The sequence below is a fragment of the Maridesulfovibrio sp. genome, from assembly GCF_963676065.1.
Lineage (GTDB): Bacteria > Desulfobacterota > Desulfovibrionia > Desulfovibrionales > Desulfovibrionaceae > Maridesulfovibrio.
Window position 1 is genome coordinate 1,459,453 of record NZ_OY780933.1, and the last position, 24,596, is coordinate 1,484,048.

At 45.6% G+C, this 24,596-nt stretch carries 20 protein-coding genes and 3 tRNA genes; 6 read left to right on the forward strand and 17 right to left on the reverse strand.

Going from position 1 to position 24,596, the window contains the following annotated elements; translation table 11 throughout:
* Positions 1-69 precede the first annotated feature (69 nt).
* Together ACKU35_RS06400 and ACKU35_RS06405 are read right to left on the reverse strand one after the other, a co-directional pair.
* Positions 70-885: an AraC family transcriptional regulator gene (locus tag ACKU35_RS06400; RefSeq protein WP_319764227.1), complete on the reverse strand. Its 816-nt coding sequence runs from the start codon at positions 883-885 to the stop codon at positions 70-72.
* Between the two features lie 98 nt (positions 886-983).
* Positions 984-1,997, reverse strand: coding sequence for a hypothetical protein (locus ACKU35_RS06405; protein ID WP_319764229.1), 1,014 nt, complete (start codon positions 1,995-1,997; stop codon positions 984-986).
* 144 nt (positions 1,998-2,141) lie between these two features.
* Between ACKU35_RS06405 and ACKU35_RS06410 the strand changes: the two genes are divergently transcribed.
* The gene (locus tag ACKU35_RS06410) at positions 2,142-2,987 is read left to right on the forward strand and encodes an aldo/keto reductase (RefSeq protein WP_319764231.1); all 846 of its coding nucleotides are present in this window, start codon (positions 2,142-2,144) and stop codon (positions 2,985-2,987) included.
* A gap of 40 nt (positions 2,988-3,027) precedes the next feature.
* Here ACKU35_RS06410 and ACKU35_RS06415 read toward each other — a convergent pair whose 3' ends face one another.
* The gene (locus tag ACKU35_RS06415; RefSeq protein ID WP_319764233.1) at positions 3,028-4,284 is read right to left on the reverse strand and encodes an MFS transporter; all 1,257 of its coding nucleotides are present in this window, start codon (positions 4,282-4,284) and stop codon (positions 3,028-3,030) included.
* A 348-nt stretch (positions 4,285-4,632) separates the two neighbouring features.
* Between ACKU35_RS06415 and ACKU35_RS06420 the strand changes: the two genes are divergently transcribed.
* Positions 4,633-6,837 (forward strand): ATP-binding protein, encoded by a 2,205-nt coding sequence (locus tag ACKU35_RS06420; RefSeq protein WP_319764235.1) that lies wholly within the window; start codon positions 4,633-4,635, stop codon positions 6,835-6,837.
* Here the strand turns inward: ACKU35_RS06420 and ACKU35_RS06425 are convergent.
* From ACKU35_RS06425 to ACKU35_RS06490, 14 genes are all read right to left on the reverse strand, one after another.
* Complete coding sequence (locus ACKU35_RS06425; protein ID WP_319764237.1) at positions 6,803-7,786, reverse strand: hypothetical protein; 984 nt, start codon at positions 7,784-7,786, stop codon at positions 6,803-6,805. The two genes, ACKU35_RS06420 and ACKU35_RS06425, sit on opposite strands and share 35 nt — an antisense overlap.
* Positions 7,787-8,270: 484 nt before the next feature.
* On the reverse strand, positions 8,271-8,627 hold the full coding sequence (locus tag ACKU35_RS06430; RefSeq protein ID WP_319764238.1) for an STAS/SEC14 domain-containing protein: 357 nt from the start codon (positions 8,625-8,627) through the stop codon (positions 8,271-8,273).
* A 256-nt stretch (positions 8,628-8,883) separates the two neighbouring features.
* Positions 8,884-9,108, reverse strand: a complete 225-nt coding sequence (locus ACKU35_RS06435) for a hypothetical protein (protein WP_319764240.1) — start codon at positions 9,106-9,108, stop codon at positions 8,884-8,886.
* Between the two features lie 277 nt (positions 9,109-9,385).
* Entirely contained in the window at positions 9,386-9,943 is a 558-nt protein-coding gene (locus tag ACKU35_RS06440; RefSeq protein WP_319764241.1) for a hypothetical protein, read from the reverse strand.
* A gap of 511 nt (positions 9,944-10,454) precedes the next feature.
* Complete coding sequence (locus ACKU35_RS06445; RefSeq protein ID WP_319764243.1) at positions 10,455-11,762, reverse strand: agmatine deiminase family protein; 1,308 nt, start codon at positions 11,760-11,762, stop codon at positions 10,455-10,457.
* Positions 11,763-12,141: 379 nt separating this feature from the next.
* A tRNA-Asp gene (locus tag ACKU35_RS06450) sits at positions 12,142-12,218 on the reverse strand.
* 244 nt (positions 12,219-12,462) lie between these two features.
* Positions 12,463-13,299 (reverse strand): MBL fold metallo-hydrolase, encoded by an 837-nt coding sequence (locus tag ACKU35_RS06455; protein ID WP_319764245.1) that lies wholly within the window; start codon positions 13,297-13,299, stop codon positions 12,463-12,465.
* 84 nt (positions 13,300-13,383) lie between these two features.
* The gene (locus ACKU35_RS06460) at positions 13,384-13,584 is read right to left on the reverse strand and encodes a hypothetical protein (protein WP_319764247.1); all 201 of its coding nucleotides are present in this window, start codon (positions 13,582-13,584) and stop codon (positions 13,384-13,386) included.
* A gap of 249 nt (positions 13,585-13,833) precedes the next feature.
* Positions 13,834-14,619, reverse strand: a complete 786-nt coding sequence (locus tag ACKU35_RS06465) for a transporter substrate-binding domain-containing protein (RefSeq protein ID WP_319764249.1) — start codon at positions 14,617-14,619, stop codon at positions 13,834-13,836.
* A 416-nt stretch (positions 14,620-15,035) separates the two neighbouring features.
* Positions 15,036-16,466 (reverse strand): esterase-like activity of phytase family protein, encoded by a 1,431-nt coding sequence (locus ACKU35_RS06470; protein WP_319764251.1) that lies wholly within the window; start codon positions 16,464-16,466, stop codon positions 15,036-15,038.
* A 546-nt stretch (positions 16,467-17,012) separates the two neighbouring features.
* Positions 17,013-17,089, reverse strand: a tRNA-Asp gene (locus ACKU35_RS06475).
* Positions 17,090-17,129: 40 nt separating this feature from the next.
* Positions 17,130-17,205 (reverse strand) — tRNA-Val (locus ACKU35_RS06480).
* Positions 17,206-17,338: 133 nt separating this feature from the next.
* Positions 17,339-18,115, reverse strand: coding sequence for a 2-amino-3,7-dideoxy-D-threo-hept-6-ulosonate synthase (locus ACKU35_RS06485; RefSeq protein WP_319764253.1), 777 nt, complete (start codon positions 18,113-18,115; stop codon positions 17,339-17,341).
* Between the two features lie 19 nt (positions 18,116-18,134).
* A complete protein-coding gene (locus ACKU35_RS06490; protein ID WP_319764255.1) occupies positions 18,135-19,391 on the reverse strand; it encodes an RsmB/NOP family class I SAM-dependent RNA methyltransferase in 1,257 nt (418 codons plus the stop codon).
* Between the two features lie 371 nt (positions 19,392-19,762).
* Between ACKU35_RS06490 and ACKU35_RS06495 the strand changes: the two genes are divergently transcribed.
* From ACKU35_RS06495 to ACKU35_RS06510, 4 genes are all read left to right on the forward strand, one after another.
* Positions 19,763-21,409: an FG-GAP-like repeat-containing protein gene (locus ACKU35_RS06495; RefSeq protein WP_319764258.1), complete on the forward strand. Its 1,647-nt coding sequence runs from the start codon at positions 19,763-19,765 to the stop codon at positions 21,407-21,409.
* A gap of 132 nt (positions 21,410-21,541) precedes the next feature.
* Complete coding sequence (locus tag ACKU35_RS06500) at positions 21,542-22,564, forward strand: TRAP transporter substrate-binding protein (RefSeq protein WP_407944198.1); 1,023 nt, start codon at positions 21,542-21,544, stop codon at positions 22,562-22,564.
* A 130-nt stretch (positions 22,565-22,694) separates the two neighbouring features.
* On the forward strand, positions 22,695-23,192 hold the full coding sequence (locus ACKU35_RS06505; protein WP_319764260.1) for a TRAP transporter small permease: 498 nt from the start codon (positions 22,695-22,697) through the stop codon (positions 23,190-23,192).
* 14 nt (positions 23,193-23,206) lie between these two features.
* Positions 23,207-24,508, forward strand: coding sequence for a TRAP transporter large permease (locus tag ACKU35_RS06510; RefSeq protein WP_319764262.1), 1,302 nt, complete (start codon positions 23,207-23,209; stop codon positions 24,506-24,508).
* The last annotated feature ends 88 nt before the right edge of the window (positions 24,509-24,596 follow it).

A 24,596-nucleotide genomic window follows, 5' to 3' on the forward strand; every position in this document is an offset into this window, starting at 1 on the left:
TTTGAAAAAAAGGCAGATTGATCACTGTATCGGCAGCGATCGACAAAACGTGGATTATTTAAAAGGCGTTTATATATCGGTGTATTGAGAAGGAGTAGCGCCTGTGTAGCGCCTGAATGTGTTGCTGAAGTGGCTTTGGTCGGAAAAACCGCATTGCAGGGCTGTCTCCGCAAAGGGCAGGCCGGAACGCAACAGTCGCTTAGCGTATTCCAGACGCAGTTGCATATGGTAGCTGTGCGGAGGGAGTCCTGTTGTTTTTCTGAAAACTCTAAGCAGGTGATAGCGTGAAAGCCCCGTGGCATTTGCCAACTCTTCCAGCGTCACTTTTTCTGAAAGGTTTGCATGCAGATATTCGCGAGCTCTTCTTACTGCCGCTGGCTCCATCGTTTTAGGTACCTTTGATTGGGTTTCGCAGTGGCGGGTCAGAAGAGCTGCCGCAGCCCGTGCAAGTGCGGTATCTATGGCCAGCCTGTTTTTTACCGTGGATGCCGCGTAATTGAGTTCGGTCAGGGTGCCGCTGGTCAGCTTGTCTTCAGTTACTACGGATCTGAATTCCGGCATTACTTCTGCCTCATTCAAATCCCGCAATGCCTTTTCAAATAACCGGTTGTCGAAGCTGAATACCCGGTAGGAGATTCTGGTATCGGAATCTGTGATTACTCCTGAATGGACCAGACCGGGATTGAAAAGTGCTATTTCTCCTCCGCGGACAAATGAACTTCCGCAGCCGGGCTGCCGGCAATAGCAACCGCCTTTCTCCATCAGACCCACGGAATGAAATCCATGGGTATGGTTGGGGAATGAATGGTTGGAGTTTATCACTTCCTGTATCTCAAGGCCCTCTATTGCAGCGGGGCGCAGATATCTGATTATCCCTGTGTTCATTTGTTTCACCACGTGATTGAAAGCTTGGCATTAATCTTTATGTAAGACAAGATAGACTTCAGCTGTCCGGCGGTCTTGTAAAAAATTGCTTTCGGTGATTATCTGCGATTTTTCTTTTTCACTTTGTTTACTTTTAACGCATGAACAATATCTTTAAATCGATCCAGCTCGTTACCCATTATCTTGATTGCCCTGCCATTACAGGGCTGTATGAGGATGCCCCATTCTTCCCGATGGCGGAGCATTAATCCTGCTGCCACAGCCTGCAGACCGGATCCGAAAATGAGTAGCAGCGTAGATAATCTGCCGCTTAATCTGGTTCGGTAATTTTTATAATATTCGATTTCTTCCCATTTGATGAGCCTGTTTCTACCCAGCTTTGTTACATGGAGTCCCCGGTCGGTTATCCGGTAGGACAGGTCACTGTACTTTAGGGCAGTCAGAAGCAGAACAGCGGAAATCGCGGCCATGAACCACATTGCCCCGGTTAACCATATCCAGCCTCCGGAGATGCTCAGGATACTGGCCTGAGAATCCATTCCCCGGACAATAGGAAAGGGTAGCAGGAAAAAAAAGGGAGTCATGATCAACCCCAGCATGTCCGGTCCGGTGACTGCCGCTCCTCGTGGATAATGCAGCTCCTCTTTTGCGTATTGGCGGCGGGGTATGACGAAGTAAATGGCGAACCCGGCTAGAATGCATATTATTCCGTAATAAAAATACGGGTATTTGTATTGCTCCGGTATGCCGTAGATATCTCCGGCATAGTCAGCATATATCCGTAGATATTTTTGGCCGTTGTTAATGGAGATATAAACCGCCTGTTCAGGGTAATGGCTGATCTCATCGAACGGAGGATAGTTCGGCTTAAAAATGAATTTTTTTATACGCATGCCGAACTCTCTCTGTTTCAGTTCCGGATGCTCCCCCGGATTTTCTATTTCCGAGACAAGTTCGGACCACAGCGGATTGGTTACGCTTATTTGCCGGCCCTGTATTTCCTTACTTGTATGCAAAGATACGACGAGCAGACGCCCTCCGGCCCAGAGCATCAGGTAACCGCCGAGGCAGATCAGAATAAGTGCTGCAGCTCTTCTGAATATTTCGATCATGGAAATTCACCACTTGCTGATTGGTTTTAATAAAAAAAAATAACATGGATAACTTGCATTGAGTATATATTTTGTTTTTAAATTCTGTACAAATAAATCTTAACGATAATGATCTCGATCAATAATCTGAAAGGGAGATTTTTCATGAACGATATTTCCGTACCTCAATTGAAGATGAATGACGGTAACGTAATTCCCGCGCTTGGATTTGGAACCTATAAACTAAATGGTTCCGCCGGAGTGGAGACGATGGTCAACGCCCTCAAGGCCGGATACCGGTTGCTGGATTCTGCTTTCAAGTACGAAAATGAAGGCGCTGTAGGTGAGGCCATCCGCCGTAGCGAGGTCCCACGTGAAAAGATTCTGGTGACATCAAAAGTTCCCGGCCTGCGCCACAGCTACAGGGAAGCCTACTATTCCGTTGAGGAGTCCCTTTATCGCGCTGGGCTTGATTACTACGATTTTTACCTGATCCACTGGCCTAATCCCAGTCAGGACTTATATGTAGAGGCATGGCAGGCCCTGATTGAAGCCCGCAGGAAAGGACTGGTCCGTTCCATAGGATGCAGCAATTTTCTGCCGGAACACATGCAGCGTTTGATTGATGAGACCGGGGTGGTTCCGGCGGTCAACCAGATTGAACTGCATCCGTATTTCATCCAGCGGGAGCAGCGGGAATGGCACGATCAGCATGGTATAATCACCCAATCGTGGAGTCCGCTGGGCCGTGATAATTCAGCAATGCAGGAACCGTCCATAAAGGCCATTGCCGAGAATCACGCTAAAAGTGTGGCGCAGGTTATCCTTCGCTGGCATGTCCAACTGGGAGCATTGCCTATTCCGAAAGCCACGTCCCCATCACGGCAGAAGGAAAATATTAGTATATTTGATTTTGAATTGAGCGCCGGGGAAATGGACACCATTAATAGCTTGGACAGACCGGACGGAAGACGCAAGGATCAGCATCCCGCTTATTACGAAGAGTATTAAGAAAATCCCCGGAACATAGTTGTTCCGGGGCTATAGTTTTCTAAAGTTTGCGGGGTTGCTCTGTCCTGTTCATTATAGGGAAGAGTACTACGGTACCGGCCAGCACCAGAACCGCGCCTATGGCGGGCAGGGTCGCATATCCCAATCCTTCGGCCAGAAATCCGGCAGCGAAAGCACTGAGGACGGCGGAGATGGCGGTCGTCGCGTTGAAGATTCCCACAGCTGGTCCTTCCTCCATTTCGGATAATTGCGCGGCGTATGCTGTTCCCGCTACAATCAGCGGCGACCATGCCACAGGCTGAAGAATGAACATGACCGGTGCCAGCCATGAATTTATGCCTGTATGAACGTAGGCGAGTACAGCCAGTCCGGCCTGCGATATGAGAGTCATAATTGTGCCGATCATGACGACCTTTCCGTCGCCGATCTTTTTGCCGATCGCCCCGGAGGGAGCGTAAGCGAATATACCGATAAATGCGGCAAGGGCATAATATACAGAGGAAAGACCCGCATCGATCGAGTATACGGATTTCATGAAAAGCGGGTAGAGATTGTAAATTATCCATGTGCCGAACTGGATCATAAACCAGCTGAGGATGAATCTGCCGTAGGGTGTTTCTGCCTTTCGTGCGAGCAGCACGATGTGGTCGGCGTTGAAACGTTCGTAATGATGGGTTTGCGGCAGGGCGGACCGAGATGCCATATGTTGGCGTCTATCGAGTTTCGGGGTTTCGAGAGGAGTGCTCCGCGCAGTGTTCGGAAGATCCATGCGTCCGAATATGAAACCCGGAATCATCAGCAGCGCTGAAAATATGAGCCCCAGTTCCGGGGTCATCTGAAGCAGCGCGGCAAGTCCCAGTCCGATGGCCTGTCCGGCTCCGTAGAAAGTCTGGAGCCAGCCTACGCGCTGATCCCATTCTTCTTTGGGGCGCCATTCCACAATAAACATGGCGGAAACAGTGTTCGAGGCTGCGGAACCTGCTCCCTGCAGCATGGACAGCAGCAGCCAGAAGGGTAGATTCGATGTTGCCGGAAAAAGAGCCAGTCCCAGAGCGAGCATAGCGAAACCGCTTAGGAAAACTATTTTGTGCAAACCGGAACGGTCGGTAAAAGTTCCGATTACAGGAGCCAGTAATTGGCCGACATAGAAAAGGGCAATTACCACACCAGCCTGCGCCGCTCCGCCTGCCTTGGCTACAACCAGCGGTAGAAGGATTGGAATGATTCCGAGTACGACCGCCCCCTGAAAGGCGTAACCTGCATACCAGCGTTCTGAATAGCGCTTCCAATTTATCATGGCAGAAGTTTACTTTAGATAAATTGTTCTAGCAATGTTCTTAAATGGTATTTTGTGAAGTCTCTCATTCTGCACTGTATTCAGTCTGAAAATGAATCCGGGTGTGACTGTTGTGTCAATGTTCTATTTAATGAATCCTTAGACATTAATCGATTTTATGGGTTATAGTTTAGGTCATTTCCGGTGTATTATGATTTGTAAAATTTTTTGTCGTGTAATTTTTTTTAAAAAAAACTTAATGAATATTTTGTCTAGTTTAAAACATACGATTAAGGACACAGCTCAATGCGGATTCGTCATTCAATTAGGTTCAATTTAGTTCTGGTAGCAATGTTGGGGGTGCTCCCCATGCTTGTTATGTTGATTTTTATCGGTATTGAACGGCGAGCGGATGAAATTGAGCACGCGCAACATACGGCACTCCAGCTGACAGAGTCATATGCGTTTACGGAAAATCAGGAACTTCGGCGGATTAAGAAGATTCTGGCCAACTTAGGTAAATCTCAAGCTGTCCAGTCGTTGGATGAAAATGCTTGCAATTCACTATTTAAAAAATACCTTAACGCTAATCCGGCTTACGCAAATTTTGCAATGATGGGGACCGATGGGTTCGCGATATCCTCAGCCTTACCCTTTAAAAAGCCCAAAGACCTTTCAAAGCGTAAGGAAATTATTGCTGCTTTGGATAGTGGACATTTTTCCATTGGAGAGGTTTCCACAGGGAGAGTTAGTAAATTACAAATACTTCCAGTTGCATATCCTGTATATAATGATGCAGGTGCAATGGTGTGTATTTTGGTCGCATCTTTAAAATTAGAAGGTCTGGACACTTTATTTCAACATATGATTTTACCGCCGGGGTCGTTTGTCGGGTTGATAGACCATAAAGGAAACCAATTGTTTCGTTACCCTCTTAACGGACATAAAATTGGAGCACCAATTACGGCTGATGTCGGGAAGCGGATTTTTGGCATTAAGAAAGCCGGAATGTTCAGTGCGAAAAATGAAAATGGAGTCGACATGGTATTTACCGTGCGACGTCTTGCGGGTAGCAGTGAAAGTAATCCATATCTCAATATTATCGTGGGCATACCTCGTGAGGTGCTCATAAAAAGAGTAGATGCGTATACTGTTTCATATATTGTGCTGAGTGGAGTGGGGTTTCTTTTTTCAGTGCTTTTTGCCATTTTTCTCGGCCATCGCCTAATCCACACCAAGATGCTTGATCTTCTGGCTGTAACGCAACGCCTGAAAGTCGGGGATTTAAAAGCACGTTCCAAGCTTCCATATTCAAAGGGAGAATTTGGGCAACTTTCAAATTCCATTAATAGAATGGCAGATGCGTTGGAAGAGGAAGTGGAGATTCGCACAAACGCTGAAAATGAAGTGCTGGCATTACGTAACTATCTTTCAAACATTATCGATTCCATGCCTTCAGTTATAATCGGCGTAACCTCGGATGGAATAATTACACAATGGAACCTCAAGGCTGAAAACGATTTCGGTTTATCCAAAGAGGAAGCTCTTGGGAAAAAGATTGAGGCTGTTTCGCCGCGCCTTGCACTTGAGATGGAAAAAGTGCGCGCAGCCATAAGTTCGCGCACAGTGCAGGCAGAAAACAAGCAGGTACGCAAGGAGGCCGGTCAAACCATTTACGAGGACATGACGGTCTACCCTTTAATTGCAGATGGCATACAGGGCGCGGTTATCCGCATTGATGATGTGACTGACCGTGTCAATCTTGAACAGATGCTTGTGCAATCCGAGAAAATGATGTCAGTAGGTGGGCTCGCTGCCGGAATGGCTCATGAAATAAATAATCCTTTATCCGGTATTCTGGGGAACGTATATAATGTTCACAATCGATTGTTTTCAACCATGGATTCAAACAAAATAGCCGCTCGAGAATGCGGAGTCGAACTTGAACAATTGCAGGAATATCTTGAAAAAAGAAAAATATCCAAAATGCTTGAAGGAATACGGGAAAGCGGCAAGCGGGCAGCATTTATAGTTCATAACATGCTCAGCTTCAGTCGTAAGAGTGACAAGAGAATGGAAAAGTTAGACTTGTCATCCCTCATAGACAAAACTTTGGAGCTTGCCTCCAATGATTATGATTTAAAGAGATTTTACGACTTCAAGCAGATCAAAGTGGTGCGTGATTATGAGAAAAACATGCCCGGAGTGATTTGCGAAGGCAATGAATTGCAGCAGGTTTTTCTTAATCTGTTCAAAAACGGTGCTGAAGCAATGTTTGAAAAAGACTATACAACTGAGAGCCCCAGCTTTCATTGCCGTCTTTACCGTCAGGATAATATGGCTGTTATTGAAATTGAGGACAACGGTCCCGGTCTGGATGAGTCTGCCCAGTCAAGAATATTTGAACCTTTCTACACGACCAAAGAAGTAGGCAAAGGAACGGGGCTTGGGCTTTCGGTTTCATATTTCATAATTACCGACCAGCACAATGGGAAGATGTCCGTGGAATCTTCTCTTGGGAAAGGAACAAAATTTATAATTAAAATTCCGCTAGATGGCCGAATGACGGGGTAGATAATCGTTTCAGAAAAGGGCTTTTGTAAAATGGATTGGAAAAGAGCTTATCTAATTCTGAATTTATCAGACCATAACCATCCAGTGTGAAATGGCATAAGGTATTATTGATCTCCGTCCACTCTGCTATGGGCACCTCCTCATCATATGGGAAATTAACAAAATTTTTTCTTCCCATGTTTATATAGTCTAGAGAGTTATGTGCCTTTTCAAATTTTTTATTAATTGATTTCAGGTAATCATCCGACAGTACTCCACACAACACATTCATAAGATCGTTTTTTAGGGAGTCTTTAACTATGTTTAATACTGTGCTGCTGGCAAGCCAGGATGCAACATCGAGACACTCGATCCTTGCGTTCCCGCAACTAACTACTTTTACTGGGGTATGCGCGCAGAGGGGCTCCTCTGCAACATATTTTGAAAAAGCTGACTGAGCAGCAACCGGAATGCTATCCCGGAACTGATCGCTCAATCTTCTATGTCTTTCTTTTTTTACGATCCTTAGCAGTAGACCTTTTTCAACAAAAGGAAAGAGCAAAGATGGATCAACGACCATTCTGCCCAGATCTTCAGAGTATTGCCATTCAATACACTTATGTACTTGCTTCCTGAACCAAATAGGAACGCTGTCAGTGACGCCATAATCTTCTTTTATCAATCTAGTATTTAAGATGCAAACGTCGATGTGCCTGGGGTTTACTACAAGATCCCCAAAATCCGTGATCTGGCAATTGTCGGCATATTTTCCTGCCAATAAAACAGTAAGTTCCAATAATTTTGCATAACTTAATGCAATAAAAGGAAGGCATTTAACATCGGAATTTTTGGATATACCACCTAGCTCGACTTGTCTTAAAGTAATAAATTCCTCATCTAACTTCTTTAGATCGATTGTTGAATCCAGAAAATCATTAAATTTGATTAAATCACCAATGGTCATGTCCATCTTTCACTCCGTATACCAAGTTGGAGAAAATAGTCTTGCAACGATACAGAGTTCATTACGAATAACGAAAAGAGGAATGATAGAAATTTAATTTCAATATGTTGCATAAAGACTTTCACTCGCTAACGGTATGTTGCAGAGCGATTCTAAGTCTAGTTTGCGCAATATGTGCTCAAATTGACACAATATGCTTCCCGGGCAGATTCGGCAGGATAAAATCAATAAGAGGTTGTAAAGAGTCCCCTCCCAACTGCCGTTTTTACTCTCGAAAATAAATATTTTTTTCGGTCAATTTTGCCGGCCAAAAAACAGGAAAAGGGCACCAATCCTATGATTAGTGCCCTTTTTGGAAAAGTGGCGGAGCCGCAGGGACTCGAACCTGTTCCCCTCGTCCTATGAGTCCTATGCTCTCACAAATGAGCTATATGCCCCAAGGGGCGAGGCAAAAATACTCTCTCAAGTTATCAACGCAAAATTTAAAAAATTATTCGAGTACCCATTTTTTCGCATTTTCACGCTCCTCAGGGGTGAAATGTCGAATTTCAATGGATGAAAAAAGCTTATCAATGACCTTTGCCAGCTTATCATGCCATTTGCTTTCAGATACAACCGCTTTTTTTGAAAACTTTTTTAAGTTGGGCAGTGCGAATTTAAGATCTGTAAAGAATGCATCGATGCTTATACCGCCCATTTCGATGATTTCGATATAAATAGCAATCCTGTCGTAGTTTTCTAACTTATCTTCACTGGTTTCGATCAGTTTCTGTATGTCTTCGTTCTGAATTTTTCCCAGAATTTTTAGACCTAGAACATTAGGGCCGATATCCATGAGTTCAAGCATGTCATACTCCAGCTTTTTTTCTTTGAACGTTAATTTACAGTAGTAAATTTAAAATAATGTAACTTACCTTTGCGGTCCTTCGCAAGAGTCCTTTCTTGGCTCTAGAATAGTTTGAAGTTTCTATTCAATATTTTGCCGTTGAGGTCATGAATATACCTGAAGACGGATTTAATAACTACTCGCTTTGTTTTAAATTGCGTGCCGCTCTTTCAAAGGCTGATAATGGATAAGGAGGCGGACGGTGTCTTCCTGAACTTTAAAAGCTTAAGCTGAGTCCCACTCCCACTTCAGTCCCTTTATCTTTCGCCTGATCTCTGTGCTTGTCATTCATCACATTCTTTTCACGCTTGGAGATAATTCCAGTGCTGATTCCATCTGAGATTTTAACATCGTCATAAGGATTTGCGAATTTATCCGTGATGTCTTTTTCCGACGAATTCTCCGGGCGTGATTCAGACCCGATAATCACACCGTTTCCCATATTGATGTCGTCTGCCTTAACTTGGTTTGATGCGGCTGACAAAAGAACAACTGTAAGTAATATAAATATTAATTTGTACATTTTCATATTAGCAAAAAGCTACCTGTTTTGTTTTCTTATTCAAGAAAGACTTATTTTCGAGCTTGCGTCATCTAGATACCCTTAAATATAAAAATATGTACTTCCAGCAGATAGTCAAATCTTTAGTCTGATCCAGCAACTGGGAAGGCTGCCACTCTTCATTACCCTTCAAGATGGTGGGAAGACTGTCCTCACATTACGAGCTTTCCTGGCGTGCTTGGTTTTCCAAATATTCAGCTCGTTGTTGTTGAAGTAGCTGGAGTTGATAGTAAATAGGGTCGGATTTCATAGACTCGTAATCCACGCTCGCTTTGGGCTTGGCAATGCTGTCGTACTGGGCTTGTGTCATGGCAGAGGACGATTTCACTATTTCACCCCCCATTGTTTCGGCAATTTTTTCCGCCCTGTCTTGAGCCAGACCAGGACCGCTCGATAAGTTTTGACTCCCACGGAGAGCATTTTGAATCCCTGAGAGGGCTGCGTTTGAGCTTTGCACAAAACCGTTATTGTCTATTTCGCAGATGACATTTCCATTCACCTCGATCGTTGCATATGATGAATTGGATGGATTGCAGGAGGGATCAGGCATCTTGGTATAAAGACATTCAAGAAATTTTTGCTGGCCCTCAATATAGGATTGGTAGAATTCTTCCGAACCTTCGGAAACATGGAACATAGTAAGATCTGCTTTATCCAGCTTTTTGGCCTGGGATAAATCTCTGGACCTCTCGTTAGAAGCTGCAATATACGACATGGAGACTTCCTTATGGGGTATTTTATTCCGGTTTTGGATTTGCGAAAATTTTAAGCAATATACATGCCGATAGTATACGAGGGAAGTCTATAATTAATTGTATGTTGGTTTAAAGCCTCGCATTATAACCTTGGGATATCCCTGCCTGGAGATCAGTTGGGTTGCCTTGTTAAGCTTTAGCGGCACCAAAAAGAAAAAGGATACTAATCTAAACGATTAGTATCCTTTTTCTTGAAAAATGGCGGAGCCGAAGGGACTCGAACCCTCGGCCTCCGGCGTGACAGGCAAGTGAACTTGCTACAGCGTATTAGAATTTAAGAACTCACTCTAAGAAAGAATAAGAGAGTAGACGTAGTGGACTTGCTGATGATCTTTTGCGCTCTTGATGCAGTCTCCTCCAGAGGCGCAACGAAAGAAACTATTCGTGAAGGAGCATTGCCAATTAATTTGATTGGTGATGGTTGAGATTAAAATAGGTACCTCAAACCGCTCACGGCAGGAATAGCCAGGTTTACTTTGTGTACTCTTGCACTGCAGGCTCCTGCTGAGTTGTGCAGTGAATGCCTCCACCACCGAAATTGATGCTCAGGGTGTTAATGGCAATCACTTTGCGATTCGGAAAAATTCTTTGAAGCACTTTAAGAGCTTGTTCATCCTTTTTCCTGACTGATTCGGGGGCCCCTTTGAACCAATACTTCTGGGCCAAAACAATATCATTAGTGATCAGAAAATTACAATAACTCTGTGCAGGGATAAGTTTGATCGGATTACCAAAAGGAAAAACTGTTCCGTCCGTAAATTGGGGGAACGAGGCCAAATTTAAATAAGCGGCATCGGTGGGGGAGGCGGTAAAATATTGTAATTCGGGCATGGGAATACGAACAATTTTGAACGGCTTACCATCTTGGTCGCGAGCCTGCTTGAGGATTGCAACATTCTCCTCCATGCGCCGACGGTTCTCCTTTTCAACCGGTCCACGGGAAGCTTCTTCCTCACTTACCTCAGCCAACAGGATGGTATCAGGGGCCACAAATCGGCAAAATTCGTCCGTATGGTTGTTGGCTGATCCGCTACGGTACGCAACTCCTTTACCGTCTGGGCCGGGTAAAGTGGAAGTGTTGTACGGGTCATCGTCTAATATGCCGCTTTTAAGCCAGATGAAATTGGTCCCCCCCAACATCTGGGACAAGGCCGCCTCAATGTCAGCTCTTGATAGATTGGGATTGCGCTGAAACTCGCAGGCTTCAGTCAATATGATGGAGCCTTTGCCGTTAAGTTCCCGGTTTCCCCCTTCGCTGATCAATCGGGTCATGCGACTGGAAAGCCCAAGAAATTTAGCCGCATCTCGGTCAATGCGTTCCATCATTCGGGCATGAGGATGAGATTCCGGGGTGTAGCCCCAACAATTGAAATTAAAGTCCGCAATGCTTTTAGTTCCACGATCATCTACAGTAAAAATGGGGCCGAAGTCCCGCCAGTAGAGCATAGTGAAGGGAGTGATGAAGAAAGAAATATTACTAGTATTCACAGAATTTTCATTAAGTAAGGAAAAGACATGATTTTCTTGTTCCTTACTCGGAACACAGATGCGAACCTTTACATGTTTCGCAAGATTGCGGGCCATTTCAAGAAGTACCGTGTCGGTGTTGAATCCCTTGATGTACTCCTTGGAAAGCCACCCCATCCAAACTGTTTCATGCGGTTCAAACTCTGCAGGGAAGCGCCACTTGGAAGCCTGCAGCGCTGACGCAGGCAAAGGAAGTGCAAAAGCAACAAGCATCAAGAGACATAAAATACTGATGACCGGTCGGTTGTTCATGCTAATATCCTTGGTTGGCTCTCACTTATGAGAATTCTGACTAAGCTGGTTATTACACAGTTTTCATTATCTGTATATATTCTATGGCTAACCCCTGGGTTACCAAGAAAAAACTGACCTGCATTTATGGATGTAATGCATTGAATTGTTGAAGGAAACTGTTGCAATAGTCTGCTCTTGGAAAGAGCAGGACAATGTGTCTTCAGGAGTGTGCTTCATGTCATCCAGAACTTGTTCTCATCGCAATTCTACGAATATTGGATTTTTGGGCTTGTTCTTAAGAATCGGCTGTGTCCGGTCTCATCCTCACCCTTGTGTCCAAAATACCAAAAGAGAAAAGGGTATCAATCATTTAGATTGATACCCTTTTCAGGAAAAGTGGCGGAGCCGAAGGGACTCGAACCCTCGGCCTCCGGCGTGACAGGCCGGCGTTATAACCAGCTTAACTACGGCTCCGCATATATTTAAGCACGTTAAGCGGTGCTTAAGTTCTCTTTCGTGAGAAAGTTTCTATGTAAAACTGCATCTGCTCGCAATTATAAAGATTTAGTTTTAAAATAACCAAACAGTTTTGTGCTTTAAGTGTCTGTTGTGACGTAATAATTTGCTATGCTTCGTTTATTATTTTTATGGATTTTGGGTAGCTGGTAGACATGTCACTGAGTATTTATTCGGAATAATTGCCCGGAATCTGCGCAGGCTAATAGTCTAGCCTAAGGCCCACGCCGGCCTCGCATAGATTGGCAACGCTGGAAAGTTTGATTTTAGATGCCAGATCCGTGCAATGACAGGCAAAAATTCGTTGCGCATTTAACTTGCTGAAATAGTCCAGAGTGCCTTGAACCTGTTCGGGCTTAGGATCTAGCAGGTGGAAGCCACCTATCACGTCGAGTATGCGTTCTTCTCCGCAGACTTCGCGGGCATGCGCAATTATGTTGCATATCCCTGCATGTGAACATCCGGTTATGATTACCAGTCCTTCGCCGGTGCGGTAAGCCATAGCGGAATCTTCTTTGACGAAACAGTCATCGATTCCCTCGGAAGTCCTGACTTTGCCCATGGGATCAAGATTCTCGAAATCGTTTTTGCGCGGTATTTCACCTAAGAATACGATGTCGTCAGTTATCCAGAGCGGATCTTTGGACAGCTGTACGGAACAGAAATTATTGATTGTTGCCTCGGTAAGGAAAGAACCAATTTCGGGCAGACCGTCCGCAGTGCGGCTGCAAAATACATCAGGATGGGCGATGAACTCCGGCTTCGGCGAGCCTAAACCCTCAATTATTGCTTCGGAAAAAAGCTGAAAGAGCGGGGCGAGCCCCCAGCTGTGATCCATGTGTGAATGTGAGAGCACGAGGCTGTCCAGCTTCAGCAGGTCGATACCTATCCGTGATGCGTTGCGGATAAAAGCATCGCTGTATCCGGCATCAAAAAGAATATTCTTTTCGTTTGTCGCAATGTGGAAACTCAGCCCTGGTTCACCAAGAAAGTATCTATCGATGAAGGTGTTGTTATCAACTAAAACAGTCAGTTGCATATGTGTTTTTCCGGTTGCTAATTGTGTTTCATGATCCAGATTATAGGATTCATTTGCGAGATCTGTAATGTGCCTGAATGATGGTCAGATCGGCCAGCTTGCCGAATCTGGGGAGATCATCCTGATGGCAGGTCTCGATGTGCTCCATTCGGTGCAGAATTCTGTAACCTTTTTTTGCTCAATCTTTTTATTAGCTTCACGCGCATTTGAGATCGCGTCAAGCAGGGATTTTATCGAACCGTCCCCTATTGAATGGGCGGCGACCTGAGTTCCTAGCCTGTCCACCAACACTCCCCACTCTTATGTCCTATCCCGCAAATATAGAACACGCCACTAATCTTACGATTGATGGCTTTCTGGCGAAAAGTGGCGGAGCCGAAGTCGATTTGGCTCGCGGCTTCCGGCGTGACAGTTGAGATGTTAATGGAAAGTTGGGGGAACATTCTGATAGAATGTAATGCCCTTACTATGGGCTTTTGCTAAAGAAAGGTGAATTGAGGGTAAGCGCCAGCTATAGACCTTGTTAGTTTATTGTTAGTGTATCTGGTACGTATCTTTTATTTTTCGCCATTTCTTATTCTTCTTTAATTTCGCTACAAAGTTAAAAATAAATTTTTTAAGTTTTGGGGATGGATTGTTAAGAAGTAAGTGACGAGTGTACTTCGCCAAAGGAGTTGGAGATATGTATGCTTTGTCTTTGTATCCAAATTTTAAAAGCAGGTATCCCAGCGTGGATTTTGGTATTGTTGTGAAATCATTGCCATGGTTCTCTATGACTGTACGCAGATTTAATGCCATGTTTTTAGCATCCCTACGCTTTATTTTACCTTGGGCTACAGCTGAGTCCAGATCCTTGTATTTATGTCCATGAACACCTGCAATGGTAAGGCCGTAAACTGATTCAGGACCTGAATAGTTTACTGGAAATGATTTTCTGGAAACAATTTCATTCTTATCATGCAGCAGAGGGGGACTCCATACGAAGTTTGCCTTACCTTTTTCCTCCATCCAAATAGGGCTGACAAATAAAGCAATTCCTGTTCGGCCGGCTTTGAGAAATGTATCAAGGCGTTTTCTGGACATTGATACTAAGTAGAATGTGAATTGTCCTTTTGACTCTTCATTAAGAAGATTAACTATATCATGTTCCAGTCCCTGATCTTGTCCTATGGCGAACGGAGGTTCATTGTAGTAGCACCAAACGGGTATTTCTAGATCTGCCAATGCAGGTGTTGATGCTAAAATGATTATTGTAAATAATGCAAACGCACGTATTATCTGGAAAGTGTGTTTGGGGCTGAGGGGAAGATGTATAGCCATACTCCTTCTAAAAAAAATTAGAACAACATGTAGAAGTCGATAAAACCAGTATACATTTTTGAGGAAGGGGTATGCTGGCGTATAGCGCAGTCTAAAAAAATATAACTATTGTGTCCATTAACTAGTTCTATCAATGTATCCAATGCACAAAAAAGAAAAGGATACCAATCTAAACGATTAGTATCCTTTCCTTAAAAAATGGCGGAGCCGAAGGGACTCTAACCCTCGGCCTTCGGCGTGACAGGAGTGCTGTATGTTTTAGTAATTCAATTAATTTGATGATTTAGAAGATTCACCAAACTAAATATTATCATTTTTTTCAGCTGATGGGTGCTTGTATGGGATTTTCTATGCTTAAAGAAAAGAGAGTGATCGGCAATTTCGCTGACCACTCTCTTTCATTTTATTCAGGTCGTTTAATCAAGTTTTATGTCGACGATGTACAGCGTATTGCCGTCGATCATGGTGTCGTTGAGCATTTTTTGATGCAGCTTGCCTTTGGTGGACCATGATGCAAAATCATCATCGTTCAAGACTCCAAGAGTGGTCTCATTAATCAACCAGAGCCCTTCCATCTTGTCGTGCGGATAGCCGACTTCTTTGACCATATCCACGACAAGCTTCTTGGAAACGGGCTTTATTCCAGCCGCCTCAAGCATTTCCCAGCCGCCTTTTTGAACAGCCTGTTCAACGGTCATGCCATTTATGAGAAGGCCAAGCTTCTCATCCTGTTTCAAACCGTTGCCGGACACTTTTTCCAGATCAGTTCCGGTTGAAAGATCGATGAGATACACATGCTTTTGCGCTTTGGCGTCCTTGTTCAAAAATTTGCCGTCACGCTCAATGACCAGGAACTTCGTTGGGGAAACCGCAACGATTTCAGAGTTGGAGTTTGCCGTCTTTTCCTGCTTGTAAAGGAATTGTGAGACAGCTCCTGTTTGCGGATCGATTGTGACAATGCGGGTGGCATCCAGTTTTTGAACACTCTTGTTCGGGTTGCGCATGGTGGACTGCATGATGCCCACCAGGGTTTTCTCATCCGGGGTAATGGCTAAGCCTTCCATCCCTCTGTTGGGACGACGGTTGGCAAATTCTGCAGGCAGATTGACCTTGCACCGTTTATCGGCTCTGAAAGCGTTGATGCGTTCGATTTCCTTTCCCTCGCTGTCAAAATGGACCATGTGGGGCCCGTATTCGTCACTGACCCAGAATGTCCCGTCGGAAACAGCGACAAGTCCTTCTCCATCGAGACCGTAATCATCCTTACGGATTGGATTATAGTCCGGGCTGGATGCATCGTTGTTGAATGGTTTTTCGCCGTTTTTGAGAATGGGACTGCCGTCATTGTGGTAAGGTGTTTCGCCAGTACCGCCCAGTGCAGATGAGTTTGGAAGGCCGGTGATGCGTGTTCCGTCAGGACGACGGAGCAGGATTGTTTTTACGAGTTTGACACTGCCGTCCTGTTGAAGTTCGAAAAGTCCGATGCGGGGGGTGTAATCAGGAGTCGGAAAAATCTTCCCCTTGCCGTATGCCTTTGTGGAGTATTTAGCGTTCGGGCCGCGGTCAGTCAGGGCGTAGAATTGATTGGCAACGGTAGGGTGCGCAGTCATTGCTGAACCAAATCCGCCATTGCGGACTTCCATGTTTTGATTCGGTTTCAAGCCATCGAGCATGTCGCTTCGCAAAACAGTATACGGAAGTCGTACTCCGTTGCGGTCGATTTTTTGCGTCGCTTTTAAGACGCTGACATTGGCCTGATCGTTTGCCTGAGCATAAATTGCATTAAAACTCAAGGCAAGTCCGAGGACGCCTCCGGCGAGAAGATGACGAAATTTTAAATTTTTCATTGAAATTTCCTGTTAGTGTTTGGAGTGAAAATAATTATTATATCACACTTTTTTTTCTTGGATTTCTTTTCAAATTCATGAACATTTCGTTACCGGGGGGAAACAGCCGGAGCTAATCGTTTGTTTATATTGTGGGCTTTTTCCATAACAGCGTCATCAGACGCACTTCATTGGAAGAATTGCAGGCTGTGAAAGCTGTCCAGAACGGCAAGCATGGAGTTTAAACTGAACGGACATTTCGGCCATTAGAAAGACGGACTGTCAGATCAAGTATGAACCACTACATGTCAACATTGCGGTGCCGATCTTCGATATTTACCTGATTCTATAAAATGTCGATGTCTTCAAATTTATAGGAGATTGGTGAGGAAAAAAGGTATTTCTGACACAATATTCTTCTCAAACAAATTGGGTAAGATAAGAGCAACAAATCGGAGGTTTAAGAATATAGCCTCCGCAACCTTAAAGAAGGGGGCGCTGAAATTTACCAGCGTTTAAAACAGAAAAAGCCACCAATCTTACGATTGATGGCTTCTCCGCGAAAAGTGGCGGAGCCGAAGGGACTCGAACCCTCGGCCTCCGGCGTGACAGGCCGGCGTTATAACCAGCTTAACTACGGCTCCGCATATATTTAAAAGCGCGGTATATTGCGCTTGTTGACGGTGGTAGGCGGAACAGGGCTCGAACCTGTGACCCTCGGCTTGTAAGGCCGATGCTCTCCCAACTGAGCTATCCGCCCACTGTCTTTGTGGTTTATCGTAAGCCCCTTGAATGTCTGTCACCATTCGGTGTTGCTCACTGCCACGAGGAGGGATACTGCCGATGTAACCCTGTTTTGTCAAATGAAAATTTGAATATTTTTAAAATAAATTCTAATCTTCTGAAATAACAGGTTTTTTGTGTGCTATTTGTGCGAATTTTTCAAGGCTTTCAATGGGGTTTTCAGTTTGGAAGATGTTGCGGCCTATGCAGCAGCCCTTGCAGCCGGACTCAAGCCCCTGTTTGGTGTTGTTCATGGCACCTTCTACATTCTGTCCCAGCGGTCCGCCTGTCACGAGGACCGGAATCGGGCTGGCAGCCACAGCTTTCACAAAAGTATCTCCGTTGTTGGGGTATGAGACGGCTACGATATCCGGTCCCAGTTCAGCACCGATGCGGATACAGTGGGCTACTAGGCTGGAATCGTGCTCATTTACTATCTGGCTTCCGCGGGCGAGGACTGTTGCCAGTACCGGGAGTCCGAACTGGTGCGCTTCATCAGTTATTTCGCCGAGGTCCACAAGCATGCGGTCTTCAAGCTCATTGCCTATGTTTACATGCATGGAAACCGCGTCGGCTCCAAGGCGCAGGGCTTCGGTGATGGAGCAGACTATGTTCTTATTGTATGCTGGTGAGCCGTGCCTTGTGCCTGCATTAAGCTGGATGATGAGATTTACATCCAGCGGTACCAGATGGCCGTAATGGCGGGCCAAGCCTTTGTTGAGAATTACTCCCTGAACGCCTGAAGCGGGGAGTGACTCAAGGATGGATTGGATAGAGCCGAGCCCTTCGATCATCCCTTCATTCGCTCCGTGGTCGAGGGCCAGAATCAGTGAGTTTCCGCTTTTCTGGTCAAATAGCCTTTTGAAGCGGCGGTTAGTTCCATTCATTGTTTGTTAAATCCTTATGTTACTTATCTGTCCAGATGAACCGGGTTCCTTTTTTTCCGGTAAATCCTAACAGCATGTCTTTATAGTATAACCCCACCGGACCTTTTCCTTTGGGTGGGGCGGGCAGGCTTTGTCCTGCAAGCAGGTTGGTAATGTCCTGCGGTTTATCAATTACAAGCGCTGAGCTGTTCGGTTTTTCCGGGAGCAGGCAGCGGGCAAATGGATCGGGCCTGAATTTGTCCCGATTGACTTTGCCGATGTGAAAGCCTTGCCAGCGCAATTTTTCGGGAAGGATTTCAAGGGCGTGCTTGTTCAGGAACATTGCTTTGCCTTTGAATTCATATATTTCACCGTCCGGAAGCGAAGAAAGATCTACGCTGCCGGGTATTTCGGTCTTTTTCAAATTTATTTTTTTACCCGGAGGGTTGCAGCTATCCGGGATTTGCGCTTCTTCGTTACCGGGTTTGCGCAGTCCGCATAGGTAGAATCCCTGTCCGCCTCCTGATCCGTCCACTCTCAGCACTCCTTCTGTCTCAGGCAGGAGCGGGTCGGCAATGGTGAAACCCTCGGGGCGGGGAAGGCTGTATAATTCAAAACCCAGCTCCTCAACGGCAAATCTGGTCTGCTCTTCATTTTCCTGTACGTTTGTGGTGCAGGTGGAATAAACCAGTCGTCCTCCGGGAGCGAGCAGTTCATATGCCTTGGAGAGCAGTTTGCGTTGCAGGTTTACCAGCGGGACGGTTTTTTCCCCTTTCCATACTTCCATCGCTTTGGGGTTTTTATTCAATGTTCCCCAGCCGCTGCAGGGTGGGTCGAGCTGGATTGTTTTCCAGCTTGATGGGGGCAGTGGAAGCTTTTGAGATTCGTAATGAACAGTTGCAGTATTTACAGCTTGGACTTTTCGCAGATTCTGTCGCAGCAGGGCCAGCCGATCACTTGACGGCTCACTTGCCAGTACGAAACCGCTGCGGCCTACAAGCCTTGCCAGCAGTCCTGTTTTGCTGCCGGGAGCGGCGCACATGTCCAGTACCCTGTCGCCTTCATCGGGGGCGAGCATAAGCGGGGGCAGCATGGAGGAACGGTCTTGAATGTAAATCCTTCCGAATCTTGCAGCAACCGACTCACCCAGCGGAAAAGGTTCTTTCTCTAGAATGCGGGCCATGGAATAAAATGGTTCCGGCCTGAATTCAAAGCCCTGCGCCCGGAGCAGCTCTTCAACTGCGGGTACATCTTTCGGGGAACAGACCAGCCTGAAAGTTCTCAAATCTGTGTTCATAAATATTAGTACCGGCCTTGGAAATAGGAGTAGAGTAAAAACAGGGAGCCGTAAAAAATGTAAAACAATGTAAAATTATGGCCTGATAGAAATTAAAGTGTACAGACCGGACTGTAGAAAGTCGCAAAACCCTTGTAAACAGAAGCAAGACAGATAAATCAGCAACGCGTGTTTGACAAGGGGCGGCGGGGCTTGTTTCCATCTTTAACTTTGCGTCTCAAAGCATTAACTGCTACAAGCATTTAACCCGCTTACACGAATATAAGTGTTTCCGTCATGGCGGGATGACATGTCTTGTTTTAAGTTTTTTGCATGTAATTGTTTATAATTAAAGTATATGTTTGCGTTAAAATTAATCCGGAGGATTATCCATGGCGTTTCGTCGTGTAATGATTTTTTTAATTGTCGCACTTTCCATGCTTGCGACCACAGCGGCTTTCGCGCAGGAAGCCCGCTCTTATGCAGTTTACCCTTTTGAGATTAATGGTCCGGCACAGTATAAATATCTGAGTCGCGGCGTTCAGACCATGCTCATCTCCCGTCTTAACTGGACCGGGCATTTTGAGCCCATGGCCGGTTCTTCCAGCTTGAAAGAATCTGACGTGCCTAAGGGTGAAATTGAAGAAGTAAAAAAGATTAAAACTCTTGGTGTTGATTATCTCGCTATCGGGTCAGTCGTCATCGCCGGTAAGCAGGCTTCTGTTGATGTCCGCATGATTGATGGTGACGGCAAGTCCTGGACCAAAACAGCTGAGACTACCATTTCCGGTCTGATTCCCGCTATTGACGGCCTTGCAAAAGAAATCAAAGGTCAGCTTTTCCAGAAGCCGGGTAGTAAAAAAGCCAGTGAGGAAGAGCAGAAGCGTGAAGAAGCTCGTCCTGACAGTCCTGTGAATCCTGAATTTGTTACTGCTGCCGGCGCCGGAAAAGTACTTGAAAGTACAATTAACCCTCAGTTCAGATATCAGGGCGGAGCCCAGACTCCGGGCCGTTGGCGCAGTCAGAGCATGAAGTTCGTTAACCGTGGCGGATTTGTGCAGGATGTGACCGGTGACGGTAAGAAGGATCTGGTTGCCCTTACTGAGCACGAAGTAAAAATACTCAGCATTGAAGGGCAGCGCCTGAAAGAAATTGCTTCCTACGATTTCGGAAAACGTGCTTCGGGATTGCGTATCAGCGGTATTGATCTGGATCGTGACGGAGTTTACGAGGTTGTGCTGTGTACTGAAGTAGATAGAAAACCGCTTTCTTATATTATTTCTTTTAAAGGCAAAACAGCGAAGGTTCTGCTTGACCGTGACCGGAATTTCCTTTCCGTGGTCAGAACTCCTCCGAACTTCACCGAAGCACTCGTAGGCCAGCGTTTTGACCCCAATAGAACATTTTACTCCAAGCATCTTGTTGAATACACTTTCGCCAATGGTAAGCTGATACCTATCCGCAAGATGAATGTTCCCGAATATGCCAATGTTTTTAACCTGACTTATCTGCCGCTGAAAGGTGATGACTATAAAATCATTGTCTTGAATAAATATGGTCGAATTAATCTTTACGATAAAAAGCTGGAGCCTCTTTACGAAAGTAACGACAGCTACAACTCTTCAGCCGTTTCTATTGAGCTTGTTTCAAAGTTGATAGGTATGAATGAGGTGAGCGAAAAAAGCAAGTTGGAGCATAATTATTTTATACCCATGCCTGTAACTGTTGCGTCGATCTCCGATCCAACTAAAAAAGAAGTTCTTTTGAATAAGGACCTTTCTGTCGCCGGGCAGGTGTTCTCCAACTATAAGAATTTTTCGCAGGGAGAAATCCATGCTGAATTCTGGGACGGAGTCGGTTTGAATCTGGCATGGAAGACACGCCGGATTAAAGGAACCGTTACCTCATACGGCGTTGCCGATATTGATAATGATGGAGAGGATGAACTCTTTTGCCTCATGAATACTTATCCGGGATCATTGGGGATTAAATACCGCAAGACACTGGTTATGGCCTACGAACTCAATATGGGCCAGTAAGTTGTTTGATAGGGCCTCCCGTTTATTACGGGGGGCCTTTTTATATGTAATTGTTACCCCCGTCTTTTTATTGTGAAGTTGCCTTGCCCTACTTCGCTGGTAAATCAATAAGTACTTACAATGGAGGAAGTGATGATGAGAACCGGAAAAGTGACCGGAATTCTGACTGTTCTTATGTTTTGTGTGTCTTTGCTTGGGTCTTTTGCTGTTGCATCTGCTGCGGAGATAAGCCTGAGTTACGCAAACTTTCCGCCTGCAAAGACCTTTCCCTGCATCCAGATGGAGCGTTGGAAGCAGGAAGTTGAAAAAAGAACCGGTGGCAAGGTTCAGGTGCAGACTTATCCCGGTTCAACCCTGCTTGGCGCCAAGAATACCTTGCGCGGAGTAATGCAGGGACAGGCCGATATCGGTTGTATCAGCCTCGCTTATCATCCGGGTGTGTTTCCTCTTTGTTCCGTGTTTGAACTGCCTCTGGGATTTACCTCTTCCTATTCCGCCAGTCTCGCACTCTGGGATCTCTATAATAAATTTCAGCCCAAGGAATTCCGTAAGTTCAAGGTTCTGACCATGTTTGCCTCTGCTCCTTCCAATCTCATGACCAAACAGCCTGTACGCTCTCTTGCCGATCTCAATGGCCTTGAATTGCGGGCATCAGGAATTCTGTCCAAGATTCTTGAATCACTCGGTGCCACACCGGTATCAATGCCCATGTCGGCAACTCCTGAAGCATTACAGAAAGGTGTGGTAAAAGGTCTCTTCTCTTCTTTTGAAGTCCTTAAGGACCTTAACTTTGCCGAGATCTGCCGTTATGAGACAGAAACCAACACAGCTGTTTATCCTTTTGCTATTATCATGAATAGAAATTCATGGAATGCCCTGCCCGATGATGTAAAAAAAGTACTTAATGATCTGGGCCGCGAACAGGCAGAATGGACCGGTAAATATATGGATCAGCACGTCAAGGATTCTCTTGCATGGGCCAAGGATAAATATTCAATTGAAATGATCAAGATGTCTGAAGCCGATATGAAAACCATTAAGGAAAAAACTCTGCCGCTGATCGAAGATTGGAAGAAAAAAGCAGCAGCGAAAGGTGTTGACGCAGACGCCGTGCTTTCAGAAGTGGAAGCTTCCCGCGTTAAATATGAAAAATAATTTGTGATGATTGTGCGGCCGGTGAATGAAACTGCTAAAATTTTCATTTACCGGCCGTATTCCTTAAATCTACAGCCTGCTTCGCATATAGCGTATTGGAGCTGTTTCGAAATAAAGCGTTTCAAATATCATGATTGATTACTTGGAAAAAATAGCGATTTGGATCTGTCGGATTCTGGCTGTTATTGCCGGAGCGGCGTTAACCCTGATGATCGTACTGGCCTGCGCAAATATGGTTTCGCGTGCTGTATGGCTTCCGGTTAAGGGCACCTTTGAGCTGATGGGGTTCCTCGGAGCGGTTACTGCCGGATTTTCTTTAGGATTTTCGCAGCTTCACCGTAGTCATATTGCCGTAGGATTATTTTTCAGGCTTTTTCCGCGTCCGGTCCAGATACTGCTTGATGTTTTGGCCGGGGCAGTTTCCTGTGTCTTTTTTATCTTTTGTGCCAATGAGACCTATAAATGGGGAATGTTCCTGCGTGAGATAGGAGAAGTGTCCGAGACTCTGGGAATTCTTTTTCATCCTTTCGTCTTTGCCGTCGCTGTCGGCTGTCTGTCCATGGCTTTTGTGATTATGCTTGATATCTTTCGTATTCTGCGCGGCAAAGAGCCGCTTAAACCCGTTTAATCCCGCTTAAAATTATGGAACCGATTACTGTTGGAATTCTGGGCATCCTCTGCCTGTTACTGGTTATTCTCGTGTTGCGTTTACCTGTTGGCTTTGCCATGGGAATTATCGGGTTTGTCGGCTTTGCGAAAGTGCTGAACCTGAAAGCCGCTTACGGGATGCTGGGTACCGAAATATGGAATGTTTTTTCCTCTTACGGATTGACTGTCATTCCTTTGTTCATCCTCATGGGCCAGATATGTTTCTATTCCGGGGTTAATGAGCGATTGTACAAGTCCGCATACGCATGGATGGGCCATATACGCGGTGGTATTGCCATGGCAACGGTTTTGGCCTGCGCTGGCTTTGCTGCAATTTGCGGCTCCAATACAGCCACGGCTGCGACCATGTCCACAGTGGCCCTGCCGGAGATGAAAAAATTCAACTACAATCCTGTTCTCTCCACCGGTTCTGTCGCCGCTGGAGCAACACTCGGTGTGGTTATTCCACCCAGTGTGGTACTGATCATTATCGGTCTGCAGACCGGGGAATCCATCAGTCGGCTGTTTATGGGCAGCGTCATTCCCGGAATCCTGCTCTGCCTGCTTTTTCTGCTTACGGTCTATTTGATGTGTGTTGCCCATCCTGATTGGGGTCCGGCCGGTCCGAAAGCTACATTCAAGGAAAAACTGGCTTCTCTGCCCGGTTCCATTGAGATGATCATTCTTTTTATATTGGTTATGGGCGGACTTTTTGTCGGCTGGTTCACTCCTACAGAGGCCGGTGCCGCCGGTTCTGCCTTTGCGCTTTTGATTAGTATGGTTTCCCGGGAGATGACCTTTAAGCGATTTGCCGCTGCCGTAAGCGATACCTTGAAGGTCTCCTGCATGATCATGGTTGTCATGCTCGGTGCGGTTATTTTCGGGCGTTTCCTCGCCGTGACCCGTATTCCGTTCGAGGCGGCTAGTTTTGTGGCCGGACTGCCTATCCCCCCCACAGTGATTATCCTGCTTATCTGCATAATCTATGCGATCGGCGGAATGGTCATGGACGCTCTGGCTCTGCTGCTTATTACCATCCCGATCTTTTTCCCCATTGTCAGCGCCATGGGTTACGATCCGGTCTGGTTTGGCGTTCTGATCACTATTGTAACGACTCTGGGGGCTATCACACCTCCGGTAGGCGTGACGACATTCATCGTTGCTTCCATGGCCGAGGATGTCTCAATCGACCGTGTTTTTCTGGGCGTCAGCTATTTCATGATTGCCTATGTGGTTTTGGTTGGGATCATGCTCGCTTTTCCTGCAACAGTGACTTTTATGCCCGGTTTATTATAATTTAGGATTACACATCGGTGAAGCCGGATTTAAAAGGTTTTGGGATTCTTAACCCTTTTTTTTAAAAGGGGTTAAGCCGTCGGAGGCA

Excerpts from the sequence above, each read along its gene's own strand:
- ACKU35_RS06455 (WP_319764245.1), bottom strand. The coding sequence starts at position 13,299 with ATGCAACTGACTGTTTTAGTTGATAACAACACCTTCATCGATAGATAC.
- ACKU35_RS06425 (WP_319764237.1), bottom strand. The coding sequence starts at position 7,786 with ATGGACATGACCATTGGTGATTTAATCAAATTTAATGATTTTCTGGAT.
- ACKU35_RS06430 (WP_319764238.1), bottom strand. The coding sequence starts at position 8,627 with ATGCTTGAACTCATGGATATCGGCCCTAATGTTCTAGGTCTAAAAATT.
- ACKU35_RS06495 (WP_319764258.1), top strand. The coding sequence starts at position 19,763 with ATGGCGTTTCGTCGTGTAATGATTTTTTTAATTGTCGCACTTTCCATG.
- ACKU35_RS06510 (WP_319764262.1), top strand. The coding sequence starts at position 23,207 with ATGGAACCGATTACTGTTGGAATTCTGGGCATCCTCTGCCTGTTACTG.
- ACKU35_RS06500 (WP_407944198.1), top strand. The coding sequence starts at position 21,542 with ATGATGAGAACCGGAAAAGTGACCGGAATTCTGACTGTTCTTATGTTT.
- ACKU35_RS06440 (WP_319764241.1), bottom strand. The coding sequence starts at position 9,943 with ATGTCGTATATTGCAGCTTCTAACGAGAGGTCCAGAGATTTATCCCAG.
- ACKU35_RS06405 (WP_319764229.1), bottom strand. The coding sequence starts at position 1,997 with ATGATCGAAATATTCAGAAGAGCTGCAGCACTTATTCTGATCTGCCTC.
- ACKU35_RS06415 (WP_319764233.1), bottom strand. The coding sequence starts at position 4,284 with ATGATAAATTGGAAGCGCTATTCAGAACGCTGGTATGCAGGTTACGCC.
- ACKU35_RS06400 (WP_319764227.1), bottom strand. The coding sequence starts at position 885 with ATGAACACAGGGATAATCAGATATCTGCGCCCCGCTGCAATAGAGGGC.
- ACKU35_RS06410 (WP_319764231.1), top strand. The coding sequence starts at position 2,142 with ATGAACGATATTTCCGTACCTCAATTGAAGATGAATGACGGTAACGTA.
- ACKU35_RS06465 (WP_319764249.1), bottom strand. The coding sequence starts at position 14,619 with ATGGCTATACATCTTCCCCTCAGCCCCAAACACACTTTCCAGATAATA.
- ACKU35_RS06485 (WP_319764253.1), bottom strand. The coding sequence starts at position 18,115 with ATGAATGGAACTAACCGCCGCTTCAAAAGGCTATTTGACCAGAAAAGC.
- ACKU35_RS06490 (WP_319764255.1), bottom strand. The coding sequence starts at position 19,391 with ATGAACACAGATTTGAGAACTTTCAGGCTGGTCTGTTCCCCGAAAGAT.
- ACKU35_RS06420 (WP_319764235.1), top strand. The coding sequence starts at position 4,633 with ATGCTTGTTATGTTGATTTTTATCGGTATTGAACGGCGAGCGGATGAA.
- ACKU35_RS06445 (WP_319764243.1), bottom strand. The coding sequence starts at position 11,762 with ATGAACAACCGACCGGTCATCAGTATTTTATGTCTCTTGATGCTTGTT.
- ACKU35_RS06435 (WP_319764240.1), bottom strand. The coding sequence starts at position 9,108 with ATGGGAAACGGTGTGATTATCGGGTCTGAATCACGCCCGGAGAATTCG.
- ACKU35_RS06470 (WP_319764251.1), bottom strand. The coding sequence starts at position 16,466 with ATGAAAAATTTAAAATTTCGTCATCTTCTCGCCGGAGGCGTCCTCGGA.
- ACKU35_RS06505 (WP_319764260.1), top strand. The coding sequence starts at position 22,695 with ATGATTGATTACTTGGAAAAAATAGCGATTTGGATCTGTCGGATTCTG.